Origin of the sequence: Pseudomonas sp. P867, from assembly GCF_019891455.1 — a bacterium.
Lineage (GTDB): Bacteria > Pseudomonadota > Gammaproteobacteria > Pseudomonadales > Pseudomonadaceae > Aquipseudomonas > Aquipseudomonas synxantha_A.
In genome coordinates, this window is the sequence record NZ_JAFLXB010000001.1 from 719,942 (window position 1) to 735,912 (window position 15,971).

A 15,971-nucleotide genomic window follows, 5' to 3' on the forward strand; every position below is an offset into this window, starting at 1 on the left:
CCGGCGATTATAAGCCCCAAAGGTGGTTTTCCGTCAGGTTAAAACAGCCCAAGGCACAATCAGTCGTCCCGGGAGCCGCCAAACGCCGCGCAGCCACGCTGCACCTGGCCGTTCACCCGCAACTCGGCGCTCATGTGTTGCAGGCTGCCGCTCACGCTGTCGACGCAGCGCTGGGGCGCCACCCACAGTTCGATGTGCTGGTTATTGGCTTCGGTCATCAGGTTGAAGCGCCCATCGCCCAGTTGTTCTTCGACGTAGGGCACCGCCAGCGGTGGCTGGCCTTCGCGTTCCAGCACCATGCCCTTGGCTGTGACATTCATTGCCCAGGCCGGCTTATGGCCGTTGGCGCGCAGGATCATGCGCTTGAAGTCCGGATCGTCGCAGGCTGAGGTCGAGCGCTCTACGCGATAGAGTTGTTGCAGGTCGAGCGAACCCTGGGTGCCGCTGGCAACCCCGGAAAACTTGCCGCGCAGGTCGGCAAACAACGCGCCTTGCTGGCCGGCCAGGGACGCGGCTTCCTGCAGGATGCTGGTGCCGCCGGTGTCGTTGACCACATAGTTGCGTTTGTCGCCGCACGGTTGGAACAACAATTTGCCCTCCACAGCGGTCAACTCACCCTGCATACGGGTCAGCCCGGCAGTAGACGGTTTGGCCGGCTCGCTCTCGAACATCTGGCAAGCGGTGAACAGGGGCAGCAGGGCAAGCAGTGCAAGAGTACGGGCGGCGCGCATTGATCGGGTCTCCAAAACAAGTGCCGCCACGTTACGCAGCCTCGCGTCGCACCACAAGTCTGTAAACAGCTCGAAACCAATACCTGCGGCATACGTCAGCCTTTAAGCCTTTACTGATGCAAGGACGGGGGGCGGTATGCAAGGGTTGATGACTTTGCCTGGGAGAGTTGCGATGACAAATAAATGGAGCGCATATGGACTGCTGTTTGTCAGCGTTTCGGTGTTTGCTGAGGACGCCGCGAGGTTGGAGTATTGGTCGGCTAATGACTTCACCGAGATCTCGCTTGAACTCAAGAGTATCCACAATCTGAATGCGGATACCGTATCGGCCAGCATTACGTTAAGCGAAGAGGCCAAGGCGCGTACCACAGCCATTACCACGCTGACCTACGGAAAGCAGATGACGCTTTATATCGATGGTCGCCGTTTATACACCAGCCACGTTCAAGGGATTATGGGGGGCAGCTTCAGAGTAGCCGTGCCCAAAGACTTGGCTGCGGAATGGGCAACTCGGTACCTGCACTAAAGGTGGCAGGTACCGAGAACCTTCTTTGGCAGGTCAGCCCACGATAAAGGTCTGCCCTGTCTGCAAGCCTTCGACACTTTTCGAGTAGGCCAACGCCACATCTGCACCAGGCACCGGTTTGTACCCACGAAAGTATGGAGCGTAGCTGCCCATGGCTTCCAGCAGCACTGTCGGGCTCACCGAATTGACACGCAAGCCCCGTGGCAACTCGATCGCCGCGGCTTTGACAAAGGCATCCAGTGCGCCGTTGACCAGCGCGGCCGAGGCACCGGTACGGATCGGGTCGCGGTTGAGAATGCCGCTGGTGAACGTAAACGAGGCACCGTCATTGGCGTATTCGCGTCCGATCAGCAGCAGGTTGACCTGGCCCATCAGCTTGTCACGCAGGCCCAGTTCGAAATCGCTGTCGCTCATCTCTCCCAGTGCCACGAAGTTCACACTGCCTGCGGCGCAGATCAGGGCGTCGAACTTGCCGGTCTGCTCGAACAGCCTGCGTATCGAGGCGCTATCGCTGATGTCCACCTGGAAGTCGCCGCTGGTACGGCCGATGCTGATCACTTCGTGGCGTTGCGCCAACTCTGCCTTGACCGCTGAACCTATGGTGCCGCTGGCACCAATCAATAGGATTTTCATCGTGCTGTTCCTCCAGGGGGTTAACTGAAGGTCCAGTCTAGTGTGGCTTTTCAGGCGAATAAACGCGCTAATAGGCAACCTTTGGTTTTCAAATGGAAACAATCCATGAGCGAAATGGATGATCTGGCAGCCTTTGCTGTGCTGATCGAAGCGGGCAGTTTCACCGTGGCGGCCGAACAGCTGGGCTGCAGCAAAGGGCAGTTGTCCAAGCGCATCAGCCAGTTGGAAGCGCAGTTTGCCGTGGTGCTGTTGCACCGCACCACCCGCAAGCTCAGCCTCACCGCGGCCGGCGCGGCGTTGCTTCCCCAGGCACAAGCGCTGGTGGTACAGGTAGAACGCGCGCGGCAGGCGTTGGCGCGGCTCAAGGATGATTTGGCCGGCCCTGTGCGTATGACCGTGCCGGTGTCGCTGGGCGAAACCTTCTTCGATGGCTTGTTGCTGGAGTTTTCCCGGCAATATCCGCAGGTGCAGATCGAGCTGGAGCTTAACAACAGCTACCGAGACTTGGCGCGCGATGGCTTTGACTTGGGCGTGCGCGCGGCTGCCATCGAAAATGAACGCCTGGTCGCCAAGCCTCTGCTGGCCTGGCACGAGGTGACCTGCGCCAGCCCGGCGTATCTGGAGCAGCATGGCGAACCGCTGACCCCGGCGGACCTGTCGACGCACAGCTGCTTGCTCAACAGTCACTACAGCGGTCGTGAGGAGTGGTTGTATCACCAGCAGCATGAATTACTGCGAGTGCGGGTGAGCGGCACGTTTGCCTCCAACCATTACAACCTGCTGAAAAAAGCCGCCCTGGTGGGCGCCGGTATCGCCCGCCTGCCGTCCTACGTGTTGCCGACGGAGTTGGCCGAGGGGCGATTGCGCTGGATCCTGCGCGACTATCAGACACGCCGAATGCCGATGTACCTGGTTCATCCCTACCAGGGTGGCCTGCCGAGACGCACCCAGGTGCTGGCCGATTACCTGGTGGATTGGTTCCGGCGCAGCGGCGAGGCGCTGGATCGGCTTTAACGCAAGCGACGGGCCATCAGGTGGTCGATGGACAAGCGGCCTGGCCCCTTGGCGAGCAACAGCAACAACAGCGCGAGCCAGGTGCCGTGCGTGGGGTAGGCGTCAGGGTAGACGAACAACTGAATGGTCAAGGTCATGCCGATCAGGGCCAGGGCCGAGAAGCGTGTGGCAAACCCCAGCAGGATCAATACCGGGAAAAAGTGCTCGGCAAAGGTTGCCAGGTACGCGGCCACCTCCGGCGGCACCAGGGGCAACTGATATTCGCTGCGAAACAACCAGAGTGTCGAGGCGGCGAGCTTGGGTTCACCGACTTGGAATGTGCCGCTGATCACGTCAATGGCAAAGCCTTCGACCTTGGTCTGCCCGGATTTCCAGAACACTGCGGCAATGGAGAAGCGCGCAATAAACGCGATCAGGCTGTAGGGGATTTTTTCAAACAGTGCGACGGTTCGCTTTATCAGGCACGGAGCGGGAGTGTTCATGGCGATACCTTGGGTGGCAGATGCAAATGAGTAATGGCGTCGTGGCTGATCAGCAGCGTGAGACATTGGTGCAAGTCGAATTCGGCTGAGGCTTCAAGGGCGTCAGCGATGGCCAACTCCAGCCCGGCGCCTTGGTTGAGGCGGCTGATAAACGTCACCGAGCCGCTGTCGATGGCGAACACCTTGACCGCCAACCCGTGGCGCAGGACCAGCGCGCCTTGGGCGTACCATGGGTTCAAGGTGGCGATAACCCCGTCGGTCTGGTGCGCAGCCCAAACCGACACGATCGCGTAGGGAGATTCCAATGTTTCGAGGGATGGATGCAGTCGCACCCGCAATTGCCCCAGCTGCGCGCAGCCTTGCAGTTGTTGGAGCACGCTGTGCTGATCCAGTGCCTGGCGATCCGCCGCGTGATAAGCCCGAACCCGCAGGCGCTCCAGCCGAGCGATATCTGCCAGGTATGGCACGCTTGAGGCCGGTTCGAAGCGCTGGATAAACGCTGCCAACGTGCTGCCGTATTCGCTGATCAAAGGGCTGGTGGGCGGGTGAGCCTGGACATACAGGCTGGCCATGGCGTGGAAAAACTCATCGCCAACCAGTTGCCGCGTCACCGGATAGGCGGCGACGAGCGCATTTATCAACGCGCTGTGGACATTATTGCGATACACCGCGAAGCGACTCGCCGGGTCGGCCCCGTTCCTGCTGAACACCTCCTCGGGGCAGGTTGCGTCCGGCGTCAGCAGCGCGTGGGCGAATGCCTGTTGAAGGCTCATCGGGCCACCTGCGACAAATAGCTTTCAGCCTGCCGGGCTTCGGCCTGCAATATGCTGAAGGGCGGCACCTGGTTATCCCGCTCGATCAATGTAGCTACCGGACCGGTCCGCGCCAGCACGTGCTCGTACAGTTGCCACACGGCGTTATCGATAGGCGCGCCGTGGTCATCGATCAGCAGGCGGTCGCCCAGGCTGTCTGCGTCTTCGGCAAAGCCGGCCAGATGAATCTCTCCCACTGCGTGCAAGGGCAGGGCGTCGATGTAGGCCGATGGATCGCGCTGGTGATTGATGCAGGATACGTAGACGTTGTTGACGTCGAGCAGCAGGCCGCAACCGGTACGGCGGATGACCTCGCTGATGAAGTCGGTTTCATCCAGGGTAGAGCGCTGGAACTGCAGGTAGGTCGAGGGATTCTCCAGCAGCATCGGCCGCTTGAGTGTGCTCTGCACCTGGTCAACATGTGCGCACACTCGGCTCAGGGTGGTGGCGTCGTAAGCCAGCGGCAGCAAGTCGTTGAGAAACACCGGGCCGTGGCTGGACCAGGCCAGGTGTTCGGAAAAAGACTGGGGTTGATAGCGCTCGATCAACGTCGCCAAGCGTGCCAAGTGTTCGCGATCCAGGGCACCTTCGCCGCCGATGGACAGGCCCACGCCGTGCAACGACAGCGGGTACTGCTCACGGATCAATCCCAGGTAGTGATGAAACGGGCCACCGGCCACCATGTAGTTTTCGGCGTGTACTTCAAAAAAACCGATATCGGGGCCGGTCTCAAGCACTTGGGTGAAGTGCTCGGTCTTCAACCCCAGCCCGGCCCGCAAGGGCAGGCCGGGCACCTGAGTCGGTGAGACCGTGTAAGGGGATGTAGGCGTCATCATCAGTACTCAGGCTGCACAAGGTTTCAGGATTTGGCAGTGAATTCGGTTTCCTGGCCGAAGCCGGTCGGCGAGGTGGTGCTTGGGGTCTTGGTGCAGGTACCGGCGGGGACCAGCTTCCAGGCATTGGCCTGGTCCTTGGTTTTGGAGGTGCCGGCGCAAGAGGTGCCGGCGCCTGCGGCGCAATCGTTCTTGCCGGCTTCAGCCACGCCGAAGCATTTCTGCATGTCATCGGCTGCGTGGGCAGTGGTGCTCAGGGCGGACAGGCTCAGGGCCGAACCCAGGGCGAGGACGAGGGTGGCGGCGGACAGTTTGGTGGTCATGGTGTGTCTCCAGCAGTGGTCGAATGCGCAGGCTTGATTGCCTGCTTGCACCACTAGAGAGAGGGGGATTGAGTTCGTTACAAAACCAGTCGAATTTTTTTCAAGTTACGCAAAACAAAATGTGGGAGGGGGCTTGCTCCCGATGACAGTGTGTCAGGCACAGGACATGTGACTGATATACCGTTATCGGGGGCAAGCCCCCTCCCACATTTAGATCCAGTTTACTCAGTAACCGGGTCTTAACCTCCCAGATATGCTTCTCGCACCTTCGGGTCCGTCAGCAGTTGCTCGCCAGTGCCCTGCATCACCACCCGGCCGTTTTCCAGCACATAGGCCCGGTCAGCGATTTTCAATGCCTGGTTGGCGTTTTGCTCCACCAAAAACACCGTCACCCCGTCCTTGCGCAGCTGTTCGATGATATCGAAGATCTGCTGGATGATGATCGGTGCCAGGCCCAGGGAGGGCTCGTCCAGCAGCAACAGCTTGGGCTTGCTCATCAGCGCCCGGCCGATGGCGAGCATTTGCTGCTCGCCGCCCGACATGGTGCCGCCGCGCTGGCTGAAGCGTTCCTTGAGGCGGGGGAACAGGTGCAGCACCTTGTCCATCTGTTCCTGGTAGTCGCCCTTGTCGGTAAAGAACCCGCCCATGGCCAGGTTCTCTTCCACGGTCAGGCGCGAGAACACGCGGCGGCCTTCCGGTACCACGGCAATGCTCTTGCGCATGATTTCGGCGCAGTGCCTGCCCACCAGCTCTTCACCCATGTAGCGGATGCTGCCGCTGTAGGCTTGCGGCGAACCGCACAGGGTCATCAGCAAGGTGGATTTGCCGGCACCGTTGGCGCCGATCAGGGTGACGATCTCACCCTGGCGCACTTCGACATTGACGTCGTGCAGGGCCTGGATCTTGCCGTAGAACGTGGAAACGTTTTCGAACTGCAACATTTTACGCTTCCCCCAGATAGGCTTTGATCACTTCAGGATTGTCGCGGATCTGCTCCGGCGTGCCGTCGGCCAGCGGCGTGCCCTGGTTGATCACCACAATATGGTCGGAAATGCTCATGACCAGTTTCATGTCGTGTTCGATCAACAGCACCGTGGCGTTGTTTTCCTCACGCAGCACGCTGATCAGCGCCTTGAGGTCTTCGGTTTCCTTGGGGTTCAGGCCCGCGGCAGGTTCGTCGAGCATGAGGATCCGCGGGCGGGTCATCATGCAACGGGCGATTTCCAGGCGACGCTGCTGGCCGTAGGCGAGGGTGCCTGCCGGGCGGTTGGCAAACTCGGTCAGGTTGACCTTGTCCAGCCAGTACGCCGCGTATTCCATGGCCTCGCGCTCGCTCTTGCGGAACGCTGGGGTCTTGAACAGGCCAGCGAAGAAGTTGGTGTTCAAGTGACGATGCTGGGCGATCAACAGATTCTCGACTGCGGTCATGTCCTTGAACAACCGCACGTTCTGGAAGGTACGCACCACGCCCTTGCGAGCGATCTCGTGACCCGCCAGGCCCTGGATCGGTTGGCCGTCCAGCAGGATGCTGCCGCCGCTCGGCTTGTAGAAGCCGGTGAGGCAGTTGAACACCGTGGTCTTGCCGGCACCGTTGGGGCCGATCAGCGCCACGACCTGTTTCTCTTTCACGGTCAGGGCCACGCCATTGACCGCCAGCAAGCCGCCGAAGCGCATGCTCAGGTTTTCAACTTTGAGGATCTCGCGGCTCATTTGCGCAGCTCCATGTGTGGACGTTGCATGGGCAGCAGGCCTTGAGGGCGCCAGATCATCATCAGCACCATCATGGCGCCGAACATCAACATGCGGTATTCGCTGAACTCACGCATCATTTCCGGCAGCAGGATCATCACGATCGCCGCCAGGATCACGCCCAGTTGCGAGCCCATGCCACCCAATACCACGATGGCGAGAATGATCGCCGACTCGATAAAGGTGAACGACTCCGGGGTAACCAGGCCCTGGCGCGCAGCGAAGAAGCTGCCGGCGAAACCGGCGAACGCGGCGCCCAGGGTGAACGCGGAAAGCTTGATGATGGTCGGGTTCAGGCCCAGGGCACGGCAGGCGATTTCATCTTCGCGCAACGCTTCCCACGCACGGCCGATGGGCATGCGCAGCAAACGGTTGATCACGAACAGTGCCGCCAACGCCAATAGCAGCGCCACCAGGTACAGGAACACCACTTTGCTGACCGGGTTGTAGGCGATCCCGAAGTACTCGTGGAAGGTCTGCATACCTTCAGCGGCGGTGCGGTCGAACGACAGCCCGAAGAACGTTGGCTTGGGAATGCTGCTGATACCGTTGGGCCCACCGGTGATATCGGTTAGGTTACGCAGGAACAGGCGGATGATCTCACCGAAGCCCAGGGTCACGATGGCCAGGTAGTCACCGCGCAGGCGCAGCACCGGGAAGCCCAGCAGGAAGCCGAACGTAGCGGCCGCCATGCCGGCCAGCGGCAGGCAGATCCAGAAGCTCCAACCCAGGTAGTGCGAGAGCAGCGCGTAGGTGTAGGCACCCACGGCGTAAAAGCCCACGTAACCAAGGTCGAGCAGGCCGGCCAGGCCCACCACGATGTTCAGGCCCAGGCCCAGCAACACGTAGATCAGGATCAGCGTCGCAATGTCGACCGCACCGCGTGAGCCGAAGAACGGCCAGATCAGCGCGGCGATAATCAGGCCGATGATGATGTAGCGCTGGGTGCGCGGCAGGGTCAGGAATTGGCTGACCTTGGGCGACACCAACGGAGCACGGTTGCCCTTGAACAAGGCACCGACCTGCTGGGTGAACAGCACGCGCAGAAACATCAGCACCGAACACAAGGCGATGACGGTCAGGGTCACGGGCCCGGTGCCATGCACTTCCAGGTTGATGCCGACAATGCTCAGCTTGAGGCCGAGTACCGGAAAGGCCACGGCCCATACCAGCAAGGCGCTGAAAAACGCCGATTTAAGATATCTGCTCATACTTTCTCAACCTCCGGACGGCCCAGGATGCCGGTCGGACGGAACAACAGCACCAGAACCAACAGGCCGAACGCGACGACGTCCTTGTACTGGTCGCCGAATATATCGGCGCCAAAGGCTTCGGCCACACCCAGCACCAGCCCACCGAGCATGGCGCCCGGAATGCTGCCGATGCCGCCCAATACCGCTGCGGTAAAGGCCTTGAGGCCCACCAGGAAACCGGCGTTGGGGTTGATCACGCCGTATTGCATGCTCAGCAACACGGCCGCCACGGCCGCCAGCGCAGCACCAATGACGAAGGTCAGGGCGATGATGTTGTTGGTGTTGATGCCCAGCAGGTTGGCCATCTTGATGTCTTCGGCGCAGGCCCGGCAGGCGCGCCCCAGACGGGAGCGGGAAATGAACAGGGTCAGGCCCAGCATGGCCACCAGGGTGACCACGAAAACCAGAATCTGCATGTACGAAATCAGCACTTCTTGTGCGCCACCCGGGCCGAAGGAGATGCTCCCCGGGATCAGGTTGGGAATGGACTTGTCCTTGGAGTCCTGGGACAGCAATACGGTGTTCTGCAGGAAAATCGACATGCCGATGGCGGAAATCAGCGGGATCAAACGGTTGCTGCCACGCAAGGGACGGTAGGCAACCCGCTCGATACTGTAGCCATAGGCACTGGTCACGATGATCGATGCCAGGAACGCAGCGGTCATCAACAGCGGCAGGGAGTGGATCCCCATCATGGCCAGCCCGGCAAGGGCGATGAAGGCCACATAGGAACCAATCATGTATACCTCGCCATGGGCGAAGTTGATCATTCCAATGATGCCGTAAACCATTGTGTAGCCAATGGCTATCAAGGCATAGGTGCTGCCAATGGTCAGGCCATTAACCAGCTGTTGGAAAAAATGATAGATCTCAGGCATTACAGCGCTCCTAAAAACCCGATACGCATTTCACTGGTGGAGTCATTTCCGGCTCGGTGCCCTGTTCTGTGACCAGGTTGCACGAAGCGTTTGCCAGCGAACCGCTGGTGACGGTTTTAAGATTTTCAGGTGAGCCAGCGCCCGGATCGCGGGTGACATGGCCCATAAACCTCGTAAAACAAAGCCCACTGCTTGCACAGTGGGCTTGTTGACCAGTAACGCCTGGCTTACTGAGGGGAAACTTCGGTTTTTGGTTTACCGAAGTGCCATTCGTAGACCACGAACTTGAAGTCCTTCAGGTCGCCCTTGGCGTCGAAGCTCAGGTCGCCGGTAGGGGTCTTGAAGGTGCCGGCGTGGATGGCTTCAGCCACTTTGGCGGTGTCTTCGCTCTTCGCGGCAGCGATACCGCCGGCGATGACTTCAACCGCGGAGTACGCCGGGAACACGAACGGACCGGTTGGGTCCTGCTTGTTCTTGGTGAACTCTTCAACGATGGCTTTGTTGGCAGGGTCGGTGTCGAAGGATTTCGGCAGGGTCACCAGCAGGCCTTCGGAAGCGCCCTGGGCGATTTGCGAGATGGAGTCGTTGCCGACACCTTCTGGGCCCATGAACTTGGCGTTCAGGCCTTTTTCCTTGGCCTGGCGCAGGATCAGGCCCAGCTCAGGGTGGTAGCCGCCGTAGTAGACGAAGTCGACGTTGGCTTGCTTGAGTTTCTGGATGATCGAGGAGAAGTCCTTGTCGCCGGCGTTCAAGCCTTCGAAGACGGCAACCTTGGTGCCTTTTTCTTCGAGGGTCTTTTTCACGGCGGTAGCGATGCCTTCACCGTACTGCTGTTTGTCGTGCAGTACCGCAACGATTTTCGGTTTCACGTGGTCGGCGATGTAGTTGCCGGCTGCCGGGCCTTGTGCGCTGTCCAGACCAATGGTGCGGAAAATCAGCTTGTAGCCACGGGAAGTGATTTCAGGGCTGGTGGCAGCCGGGGTAATCATGATGACGCCTTCGTCTTCATAAATATCCGACGCTGGCTGAGTGGAGCTGGAGCAGAGGTGGCCGACTACGAACTTGACACCGTCATTGACCACTTTGTTGGCTACGGCGACCGCTTGTTTTGGATCGCAAGCGTCGTCGTATTCCTTGGCTTCAAGCATTTTGCCATCCACGCCGCCCTTGGCGTTGATGTCCTTGATGGCTTGCTTGGCACCCATGAATTGCATGTCGCCGTATTGCGTTACCGGACCGGTCTTGGGACCGGCGATGCCGATCTTGATGGTGTCGGCTGCGAACGAATGGCCGGCAACCCCAGCCAGGACCATAGCGGCAAACAGTTTGGAAATCTGCTTAGTAGCCTTATTCATAGTGCTCCACTCTTACTGTTGTATTTTTTATAGTTCTAGCGGCCTTGTGAGCTGCAGAACCGGATCAGATATCGCGGATATCCCCCCGGTATTGCCCTGGCAACTGTACCGGTACAGTGTAGAGCGCCGGTTGATCAATTGAAAAGCTGGCAACGGGGGGCAAAACCTGAGCGTGTCGCTTAAATGAAAGAAAAAGACAGAATTGCGGCGGGCTTACACCCGTTTTCAAGGTGTTCCCTGGCTTTCCCGGCCCTTTCAATCGCTACCTCATTTGCTACTGGGTTTTTCTGCCTGAGTCAGAAGGCTATGATTGCGCCGATTTTTTACTCAGGTGAACTCCCATGACGCAAGAACCTAGCACCCTCTATGCCAAGCTGCTCGGTGAAACCGCTGAAATTTCCTGGAAGGAGCTAGAGCCGTTCTTTGCCAAGGGTGCCCTATTGTGGGTCGATGCCGGACTGGATTTGATCGAAGCGGCCGAGGGAATGGCTGAAGACAACCGTGATAAAGTCGCCGCCTGGCTGGCTTCAGGGAGCCTTGGCGAAGTGTCTGCAACGCGGGCATTGGACTTGGTGGAGCGTGATCCAAGCCTGTGGGCGGTGGTGGTCTCGCCTTGGATTCTGATCCAGGAAAGGGCGGCGTAAGAATGGAGTGCGCGAAAAAGGTGCACCTTTTCTGTCCCCATAAGTGTGTAGCGGAGTAACCGCGTTGCCAGTGATGGCACCTTGCCGTAGAGAAAGGTCACAGCCTAGGGTGACGTAAACGTCACGGGAACAGTTCAGGCCGCCGGGAAACCGCTGAAGAATTGTTTCCATGTGTGCCATGGCACTGGCGATTGCAGTCGTCGCACCACCAGCATTCTGATTTGGGCTTCAGCGAATTGGCCTGACAATAGACGGCGGGCCGATTCGCGCTGGCGCAGGGTCTTTGGTGGGCGTGCTGTCTTTATTGCCTTCCACGCTGAAGGGGTAGAGCGGATTGCGCATCGCAATGCCTTGCATCACACCGATGATGTCGTTGAACGGCACCGCCGGGCTGAGCAGGTAACCCTGGATGAAGTCACAGTCGTGCTTGAGCAATAGCTCAAACTGCGCCTGGGTTTCCACGCCTTCGGTCACCACCTGCAAGTGCAGGGTGTGGGCCATGCCGATAATCGCCTGGACGATTTCGCTGTCTGCGGTGGATTTGGGGATGTCCTGGATAAACGAACGATCAATCTTCAAGGTGTTAAGCGGCAGGCGCTTGAGATAGGCCAGGGATGAGTAGCCGGTGCCGAAATCATCGATCGCCAGGGAGACCCCCAGGGCGCGGATTTGCCGCAACAGCGCCAGGGTGCTGCTGATATTGCCCATCAGCGCATTTTCGGTGACTTCCAGTTCCAGGCGGTTGGCCGCCACGCCGGCAAAGCGCAGGGCGTCTTCGATTTCATCGGCCAGCTCGTCCCGCGCCAGGTTCAGGGCCGAGCAGTTCACGGCCATGGTCAGCTCGGTGTAGCCCCGGTCAGACAACAGGCTCAGATCGTGACAGGCCTGGCGCAATACCCAGTGGTCCAACTCGGCGATCAGCCCATTGTTCTCGGCGATCCCGATAAACCGGTCCGGGGCCAGCAACCCATGCTGGGGATGTTCCCAGCGCACCAGTGCCTCAAGGCGCGTGACCTTGCCCAGTTTCATGTCGAAGATCGGTTGATAGAACAACACCAGTTCGGTGCGTGCGCGCAATGCGGCACGAAGCTCCTCTTCCAGTTGCAGTTCCAGGGAGGCGCGGGTTTTCAGGTTGGAACTGAAGAAGTTCAGGCTGTTGCGCCCGGTGTCCTTGGATTGGTACAGCGCCAGGTCGGCGGTCTTCAGCAGTTCTTCGCAGGTGTGGCCATCGTCGGGGAACAGGCTGATACCAATGCTGGTAGTCATCACCATGCGGCGGCCGGCCAGTTCGATGGGTTCTTTCATTTTCTGCATGATGCGCTGGGCCATGTGCCGCGCTTCGTCACGGTGATGGATATTGATCAGGATGCAGAACTCATCGCCGCCAAACCGTGCGACCACATCCTCACGGCTACGTATCGAGCCCTTGATATGCCCGGCCAGCACCGTGAGCAACTGGTCGCCAGCGTCATGGCCGAGGCTGTCATTGATGCGCTTGAAGTGGTCAATGTCGAGGAAAATCACCGCCATCATGCCTTGGCTTCGGGTTTTTTCTGCAACTTTCTCCGCGAAGATCTGATTGAAACCACGGCGGTTGAGCAAGTTGGTCAACGCGTCAAAATGGGCCACTTGTTGCAGTGAGGCGCGGGCCTGGTCGAGTTCGCTGAGCAGCGCATTGACCCGGCGCAGGTCACGCTCCTTGTGCTGCAGTTTTTTGTCTGCCAGAGCTGCGCTGACACCGCTGCCGATCACCAAGAGGGTAATCACCGCCACCGACAGGCCCAGTTGAATCGGATTGTTGTCCACCGGCAACGACAAGTCCGCGCCGCTGGGTACCAACATTTGCATGGCCGCCATGCCGGTGAAGTGCATGCTCAGGATCCCCGCGCCAAGAACCAGGCTGGCGGCGTACTTGAGCAGTTGGTGAAACACCCCGGCACCGTTGCGCAGGTAACTGGACAGCAGCAACGCCGCCAGGCTGGCAACGATGGCAATCGCCACCGAGGCCATGAACAACCGCGATTCAAAGTACACCTGCGCCTGGGAGCGCATCGCCGCCATGCCCACGTAATGCATCAGCGCGATGCCCAGCCCTATCCATACCGCAGCCAGCAGGTATTGGTGCAAACGCAGATGGGCATGACTGAGGGTTTTCATGGCGAACAGCGAGGCGATCAGGGCGATCAACAGCGAGGCAAACGTCGTGAGCAATTCGTAATGAATGGCGATTGGGGCCTGGAAGGCCAGCATACTGATGAAATGGGTCGACCAGATCCCGCCCGCCAGGCAGCCCGCTCCCAGCCAGCGCCAGTGGCGGCGGGCGGTGGGGTCTTCTACATGGCCGACGCGTTCGGCCATGTCCAGGGTGCCGAACCCCGCTGCGCAGGCAACCAGGTACGCCAGTAGCACCAGAAAGGGGTTATGACTGCAATTGAGCAATAAATGCCCGCTGTCTGGAAGGTCGGTGAAAAAATACTGGCCCAGCCATTCCATAGCGTATCCCGTCATAGAGCCACGTCACTGCCAGAGGCGATGACCTACCATGTCGAGTATAGAAGCCTCATGGGATTTGCCATGGGTAATGGCATTTTGATTTCAATTAATTTGTCATGCTGTGCATAGCGTTTGGTGCTAAGCGCTGATGGGCAGGTCCAGTTCAAACGGCGGAGCTTGCAAAGGGGCCAGACCGAAGGCAGCACGGGCAGCATCGCAATCAACGTTCTGCACACCCTGGCTCCAGGAAGCATCGAACTCGCGACACGGGCTCGAACGTTGTGCATAGATCGAGCAACTGGTGCTTTTGCCCACTTCGCCCTCAAGGCTGCAACAGCGCGCAGGTTTTTGATCGGTGCCGATCATTGCCACCCGGGTCGGGTTGATCTGCACCACCAGATCATCGGGCACCGTGCCCCCGGATGAGGCGCACTCACCCCAAAAGAAAGACACGCGAAAGTGTGAACAGCAGGCACCGCAATTCAGACACGGACTGGCTTCGGACATGGGCGTCATCAATAAGAAAGTAGGTTGGGGGTGTTACAGGAAGGCTCGCCATTCTATCCGTGCCATGGCCGTTGGGAAGGGGGGCGCGCACTTATATTTTTGTGGGACAAATCCCCGTGTTACCGGGTGAAATCATGCCCTATCAGCTTTACGAATCATTACAGACAACCCCGCCTCAGCTGACTATGTTGCAGGTACCGGGCAGGATGCATCGGGCATCGTAGCGCTCATAACAATAAAAGAGACGGACCCATGCAGAACTCGACCCAAGCGGCGAATGCCTGGCGCATTCTGTTCCTGCTGTTCCTGGCCAATCTGTTCAACTTCTTCGATCGCACCATCCCCGCGATCATCATCGAGCCGATCCGCATGGAATGGCACCTGAGCGACTTTCAGCTCGGTATCATCGGCACTGCCTTTACCATCGTCTACGCCCTTGCCGGGCTGCCGCTCGGGCGACTGGCCGACACCGGCTCGCGCAGCAAATTGATGGGCTGGGGCCTGTTCGCCTGGAGCGGGCTGACGGCGGTCAATGGCATGGTCGGGAGTTTCTGGACCTTCCTCCTGGTGCGCATGGGCATCGGCATCGGGGAAGCCAGCTATGCGCCGGCCGCCAATTCACTGATCGGCGACCTGTTCCCCGCCCACCGCCGCGCGCGGGCCATGGGGATTTTCATGCTTGGCCTGCCGTTGGGGCTGCTGCTGGCGTTTTTCACCATTGGCGCGATGGTCAAGGCGTTTGATAGCTGGCGTGCCCCATTCTTTATCGCCGCCGTGCCCGGAATGATCCTGGCGGTGTTCATGTTCTATATCAAAGAGCCTAAACGCGGCGCGGCGGAAACCGTGCAAGTGTCCCAGGAGCGTGTCGACCGCCCGATCCGCCGCGTACTGGCGGTGCCGACCTTCCTGTGGCTGGTGCTGGCCGGGTTGTGCTTTAACTTTGCCACGTATGCGTGCAACTCGTTCCTGGTGCCGATGCTGCAACGCTATTTCCTCCTGCCATTGCAGGACGCGGCCGTCGCCACCGGTGTGATCGTCGGCTTGACCGGTCTGGTGGGCTTGACCCTGGGTGGCTGGATTGCCGACAAGATCCATCAGCGGGTCGCCAACGGCCGTCTGCTGTTTGCCGCGTGCAGCTTGATCATCTCCACGGTGACTACCGCCTGGGCCTTGCATGCCGGGCGTATCGAAATTGGCGTGTTTGTCGCGCTGTTCAGTGTGGGCTGGCTGTTTGCCTACAATTTCTATACCTGCGTGTACACCGCGATCCAGGACGTGGTCGAACCGCGCCTGCGCGCTACGGCCATGGCGCTATTCTTTGCAGGCCTGTATTTGCTCGGCGGTGGCATGGGGCCGGTGGTGGTCGGGGCGCTGTCCGATCACTTTGCCCATTCGGCAATGTATGCGGCCGGGGCAGAGCAAATGACTGAGGCGTATAAAGCCGTGGGGTTGCATGACGCCATGTACCTGATTCCGGTGGCGCTGTTCTTGACCATGCTGTTTCTGTTTCAGGCGTCACGTAGTTTTGTGCGCGATGCCAAGCGCATGAAGGATGGGCTGAGTGGGGTTCAAGTGCCGGCTTCTGCGGTAACGGCATGAGACCGAGGTGACCCTATCGGGGGCAAGCCCCCTCCCACATTTGACCGAGTTGTCTGAACTCTACTCGGTCAGTGTGGGAGGGGGCTTGCCCCCGATGAGGCCCTCAAGACCAATAAAAAGGCCCGCATTAAGCGGGCCT

17 protein-coding genes are annotated in these 15,971 nt (G+C 59.4%); 4 read left to right on the forward strand and 13 right to left on the reverse strand.

From position 1 onward, the window contains the following. Window positions 1-59: 59 nt before the first annotated feature. On the reverse strand, window positions 60-731 hold the full coding sequence (locus J1G33_RS03285) for a hypothetical protein (RefSeq protein WP_005785817.1): 672 nt from the start codon (window positions 729-731) through the stop codon (window positions 60-62). A gap of 136 nt (window positions 732-867) precedes the next feature. Between J1G33_RS03285 and J1G33_RS03290 the strand changes: the two genes are divergently transcribed. Then, entirely contained in the window at window positions 868-1,257 is a 390-nt protein-coding gene (locus J1G33_RS03290) for a hypothetical protein (RefSeq protein WP_223017680.1), read from the forward strand. A 33-nt stretch (window positions 1,258-1,290) separates the two neighbouring features. On the opposite strand, the gene J1G33_RS03295 is transcribed toward J1G33_RS03290, so the two are convergent. Further along, entirely contained in the window at window positions 1,291-1,890 is a 600-nt protein-coding gene (locus J1G33_RS03295) for a short chain dehydrogenase (RefSeq protein WP_078820490.1), read from the reverse strand. 105 nt (window positions 1,891-1,995) lie between these two features. Between J1G33_RS03295 and J1G33_RS03300 the strand changes: the two genes are divergently transcribed. Next, a complete protein-coding gene (locus J1G33_RS03300; protein ID WP_005785822.1) occupies window positions 1,996-2,904 on the forward strand; it encodes a LysR family transcriptional regulator in 909 nt (302 codons plus the stop codon). On the opposite strand, the gene J1G33_RS03305 is transcribed toward J1G33_RS03300, so the two are convergent. From J1G33_RS03305 to J1G33_RS03345, 9 genes are all read right to left on the reverse strand, one after another. Beyond that, the gene (locus J1G33_RS03305) at window positions 2,901-3,386 is read right to left on the reverse strand and encodes a DoxX family protein (RefSeq protein ID WP_103733465.1); all 486 of its coding nucleotides are present in this window, start codon (window positions 3,384-3,386) and stop codon (window positions 2,901-2,903) included. The genes J1G33_RS03300 and J1G33_RS03305 overlap by 4 nt on opposite strands. Beyond that, a complete protein-coding gene (locus J1G33_RS03310) occupies window positions 3,383-4,159 on the reverse strand; it encodes a DNA-binding domain-containing protein (RefSeq protein ID WP_223017681.1) in 777 nt (258 codons plus the stop codon). Before J1G33_RS03310 ends, J1G33_RS03305 begins: the two co-directional genes overlap by 4 nt. Continuing rightward, window positions 4,156-5,034 (reverse strand): DUF692 domain-containing protein, encoded by an 879-nt coding sequence (locus tag J1G33_RS03315; protein ID WP_223017682.1) that lies wholly within the window; start codon window positions 5,032-5,034, stop codon window positions 4,156-4,158. The genes J1G33_RS03310 and J1G33_RS03315 overlap by 4 nt, the downstream gene beginning before the upstream one ends. A 23-nt stretch (window positions 5,035-5,057) precedes the next feature. Next, window positions 5,058-5,354, reverse strand: a complete 297-nt coding sequence (locus tag J1G33_RS03320) for a DUF2282 domain-containing protein (protein ID WP_032877335.1) — start codon at window positions 5,352-5,354, stop codon at window positions 5,058-5,060. Window positions 5,355-5,593: 239 nt separating this feature from the next. Then, entirely contained in the window at window positions 5,594-6,295 is a 702-nt protein-coding gene (locus tag J1G33_RS03325; protein ID WP_005785830.1) for an ABC transporter ATP-binding protein, read from the reverse strand. Between the two features lies 1 nt (window position 6,296). Then, window positions 6,297-7,064 carry a high-affinity branched-chain amino acid ABC transporter ATP-binding protein LivG gene (gene livG, locus J1G33_RS03330; RefSeq protein WP_005785832.1) on the reverse strand — a complete coding sequence of 256 codons (768 nt, stop codon included), beginning with the start codon at window positions 7,062-7,064 and terminating at the stop codon, window positions 6,297-6,299. After that, window positions 7,061-8,314 (reverse strand): high-affinity branched-chain amino acid ABC transporter permease LivM, encoded by a 1,254-nt coding sequence (locus J1G33_RS03335; protein ID WP_032877334.1) that lies wholly within the window; start codon window positions 8,312-8,314, stop codon window positions 7,061-7,063. Before J1G33_RS03335 ends, livG begins: the two co-directional genes overlap by 4 nt. After that, window positions 8,311-9,234, reverse strand: coding sequence for a high-affinity branched-chain amino acid ABC transporter permease LivH (livH, locus tag J1G33_RS03340; RefSeq protein WP_003193535.1), 924 nt, complete (start codon window positions 9,232-9,234; stop codon window positions 8,311-8,313). The genes J1G33_RS03335 and livH overlap by 4 nt, the downstream gene beginning before the upstream one ends. 227 nt (window positions 9,235-9,461) lie before the next feature. Further along, entirely contained in the window at window positions 9,462-10,589 is a 1,128-nt protein-coding gene (locus J1G33_RS03345) for a branched-chain amino acid ABC transporter substrate-binding protein (RefSeq protein WP_032877333.1), read from the reverse strand. A gap of 341 nt (window positions 10,590-10,930) precedes the next feature. On the opposite strand from J1G33_RS03345, the gene J1G33_RS03350 reads away from it, so the two are divergent. After that, on the forward strand, window positions 10,931-11,233 hold the full coding sequence (locus J1G33_RS03350) for a DUF2288 domain-containing protein (RefSeq protein WP_017735930.1): 303 nt from the start codon (window positions 10,931-10,933) through the stop codon (window positions 11,231-11,233). Between the two features lie 228 nt (window positions 11,234-11,461). On the opposite strand, the gene J1G33_RS03355 is transcribed toward J1G33_RS03350, so the two are convergent. Further along, window positions 11,462-13,726: a bifunctional diguanylate cyclase/phosphodiesterase gene (locus J1G33_RS03355; RefSeq protein ID WP_223017699.1), complete on the reverse strand. Its 2,265-nt coding sequence runs from the start codon at window positions 13,724-13,726 to the stop codon at window positions 11,462-11,464. 138 nt (window positions 13,727-13,864) lie between these two features. Continuing rightward, a complete protein-coding gene (locus tag J1G33_RS03360; RefSeq protein WP_032803342.1) occupies window positions 13,865-14,233 on the reverse strand; it encodes a YkgJ family cysteine cluster protein in 369 nt (122 codons plus the stop codon). Window positions 14,234-14,485: 252 nt separating this feature from the next. Here J1G33_RS03360 and J1G33_RS03365 point away from each other — a divergent pair, with 252 nt between their 5' ends. Next, window positions 14,486-15,832, forward strand: coding sequence for an MFS transporter (locus J1G33_RS03365; RefSeq protein ID WP_223017683.1), 1,347 nt, complete (start codon window positions 14,486-14,488; stop codon window positions 15,830-15,832). The last annotated feature ends 139 nt before the right edge of the window (window positions 15,833-15,971 follow it).

Excerpts from the sequence above, each read along its gene's own strand:
- J1G33_RS03285 (WP_005785817.1), bottom strand. The coding sequence starts at position 731 with ATGCGCGCCGCCCGTACTCTTGCACTGCTTGCCCTGCTGCCCCTGTTC.
- J1G33_RS03290 (WP_223017680.1), top strand. The coding sequence starts at position 868 with ATGCAAGGGTTGATGACTTTGCCTGGGAGAGTTGCGATGACAAATAAA.
- J1G33_RS03295 (WP_078820490.1), bottom strand. The coding sequence starts at position 1,890 with ATGAAAATCCTATTGATTGGTGCCAGCGGCACCATAGGTTCAGCGGTC.
- J1G33_RS03300 (WP_005785822.1), top strand. The coding sequence starts at position 1,996 with ATGAGCGAAATGGATGATCTGGCAGCCTTTGCTGTGCTGATCGAAGCG.
- J1G33_RS03305 (WP_103733465.1), bottom strand. The coding sequence starts at position 3,386 with ATGAACACTCCCGCTCCGTGCCTGATAAAGCGAACCGTCGCACTGTTT.
- J1G33_RS03310 (WP_223017681.1), bottom strand. The coding sequence starts at position 4,159 with ATGAGCCTTCAACAGGCATTCGCCCACGCGCTGCTGACGCCGGACGCA.
- J1G33_RS03315 (WP_223017682.1), bottom strand. The coding sequence starts at position 5,034 with ATGATGACGCCTACATCCCCTTACACGGTCTCACCGACTCAGGTGCCC.
- J1G33_RS03320 (WP_032877335.1), bottom strand. The coding sequence starts at position 5,354 with ATGACCACCAAACTGTCCGCCGCCACCCTCGTCCTCGCCCTGGGTTCG.
- J1G33_RS03325 (WP_005785830.1), bottom strand. The coding sequence starts at position 6,295 with ATGTTGCAGTTCGAAAACGTTTCCACGTTCTACGGCAAGATCCAGGCC.
- livG (WP_005785832.1), bottom strand. The coding sequence starts at position 7,064 with ATGAGCCGCGAGATCCTCAAAGTTGAAAACCTGAGCATGCGCTTCGGC.
- J1G33_RS03335 (WP_032877334.1), bottom strand. The coding sequence starts at position 8,314 with ATGAGCAGATATCTTAAATCGGCGTTTTTCAGCGCCTTGCTGGTATGG.
- livH (WP_003193535.1), bottom strand. The coding sequence starts at position 9,234 with ATGCCTGAGATCTATCATTTTTTCCAACAGCTGGTTAATGGCCTGACC.
- J1G33_RS03345 (WP_032877333.1), bottom strand. The coding sequence starts at position 10,589 with ATGAATAAGGCTACTAAGCAGATTTCCAAACTGTTTGCCGCTATGGTC.
- J1G33_RS03350 (WP_017735930.1), top strand. The coding sequence starts at position 10,931 with ATGACGCAAGAACCTAGCACCCTCTATGCCAAGCTGCTCGGTGAAACC.
- J1G33_RS03355 (WP_223017699.1), bottom strand. The coding sequence starts at position 13,726 with ATGGAATGGCTGGGCCAGTATTTTTTCACCGACCTTCCAGACAGCGGG.
- J1G33_RS03360 (WP_032803342.1), bottom strand. The coding sequence starts at position 14,233 with ATGTCCGAAGCCAGTCCGTGTCTGAATTGCGGTGCCTGCTGTTCACAC.
- J1G33_RS03365 (WP_223017683.1), top strand. The coding sequence starts at position 14,486 with ATGCAGAACTCGACCCAAGCGGCGAATGCCTGGCGCATTCTGTTCCTG.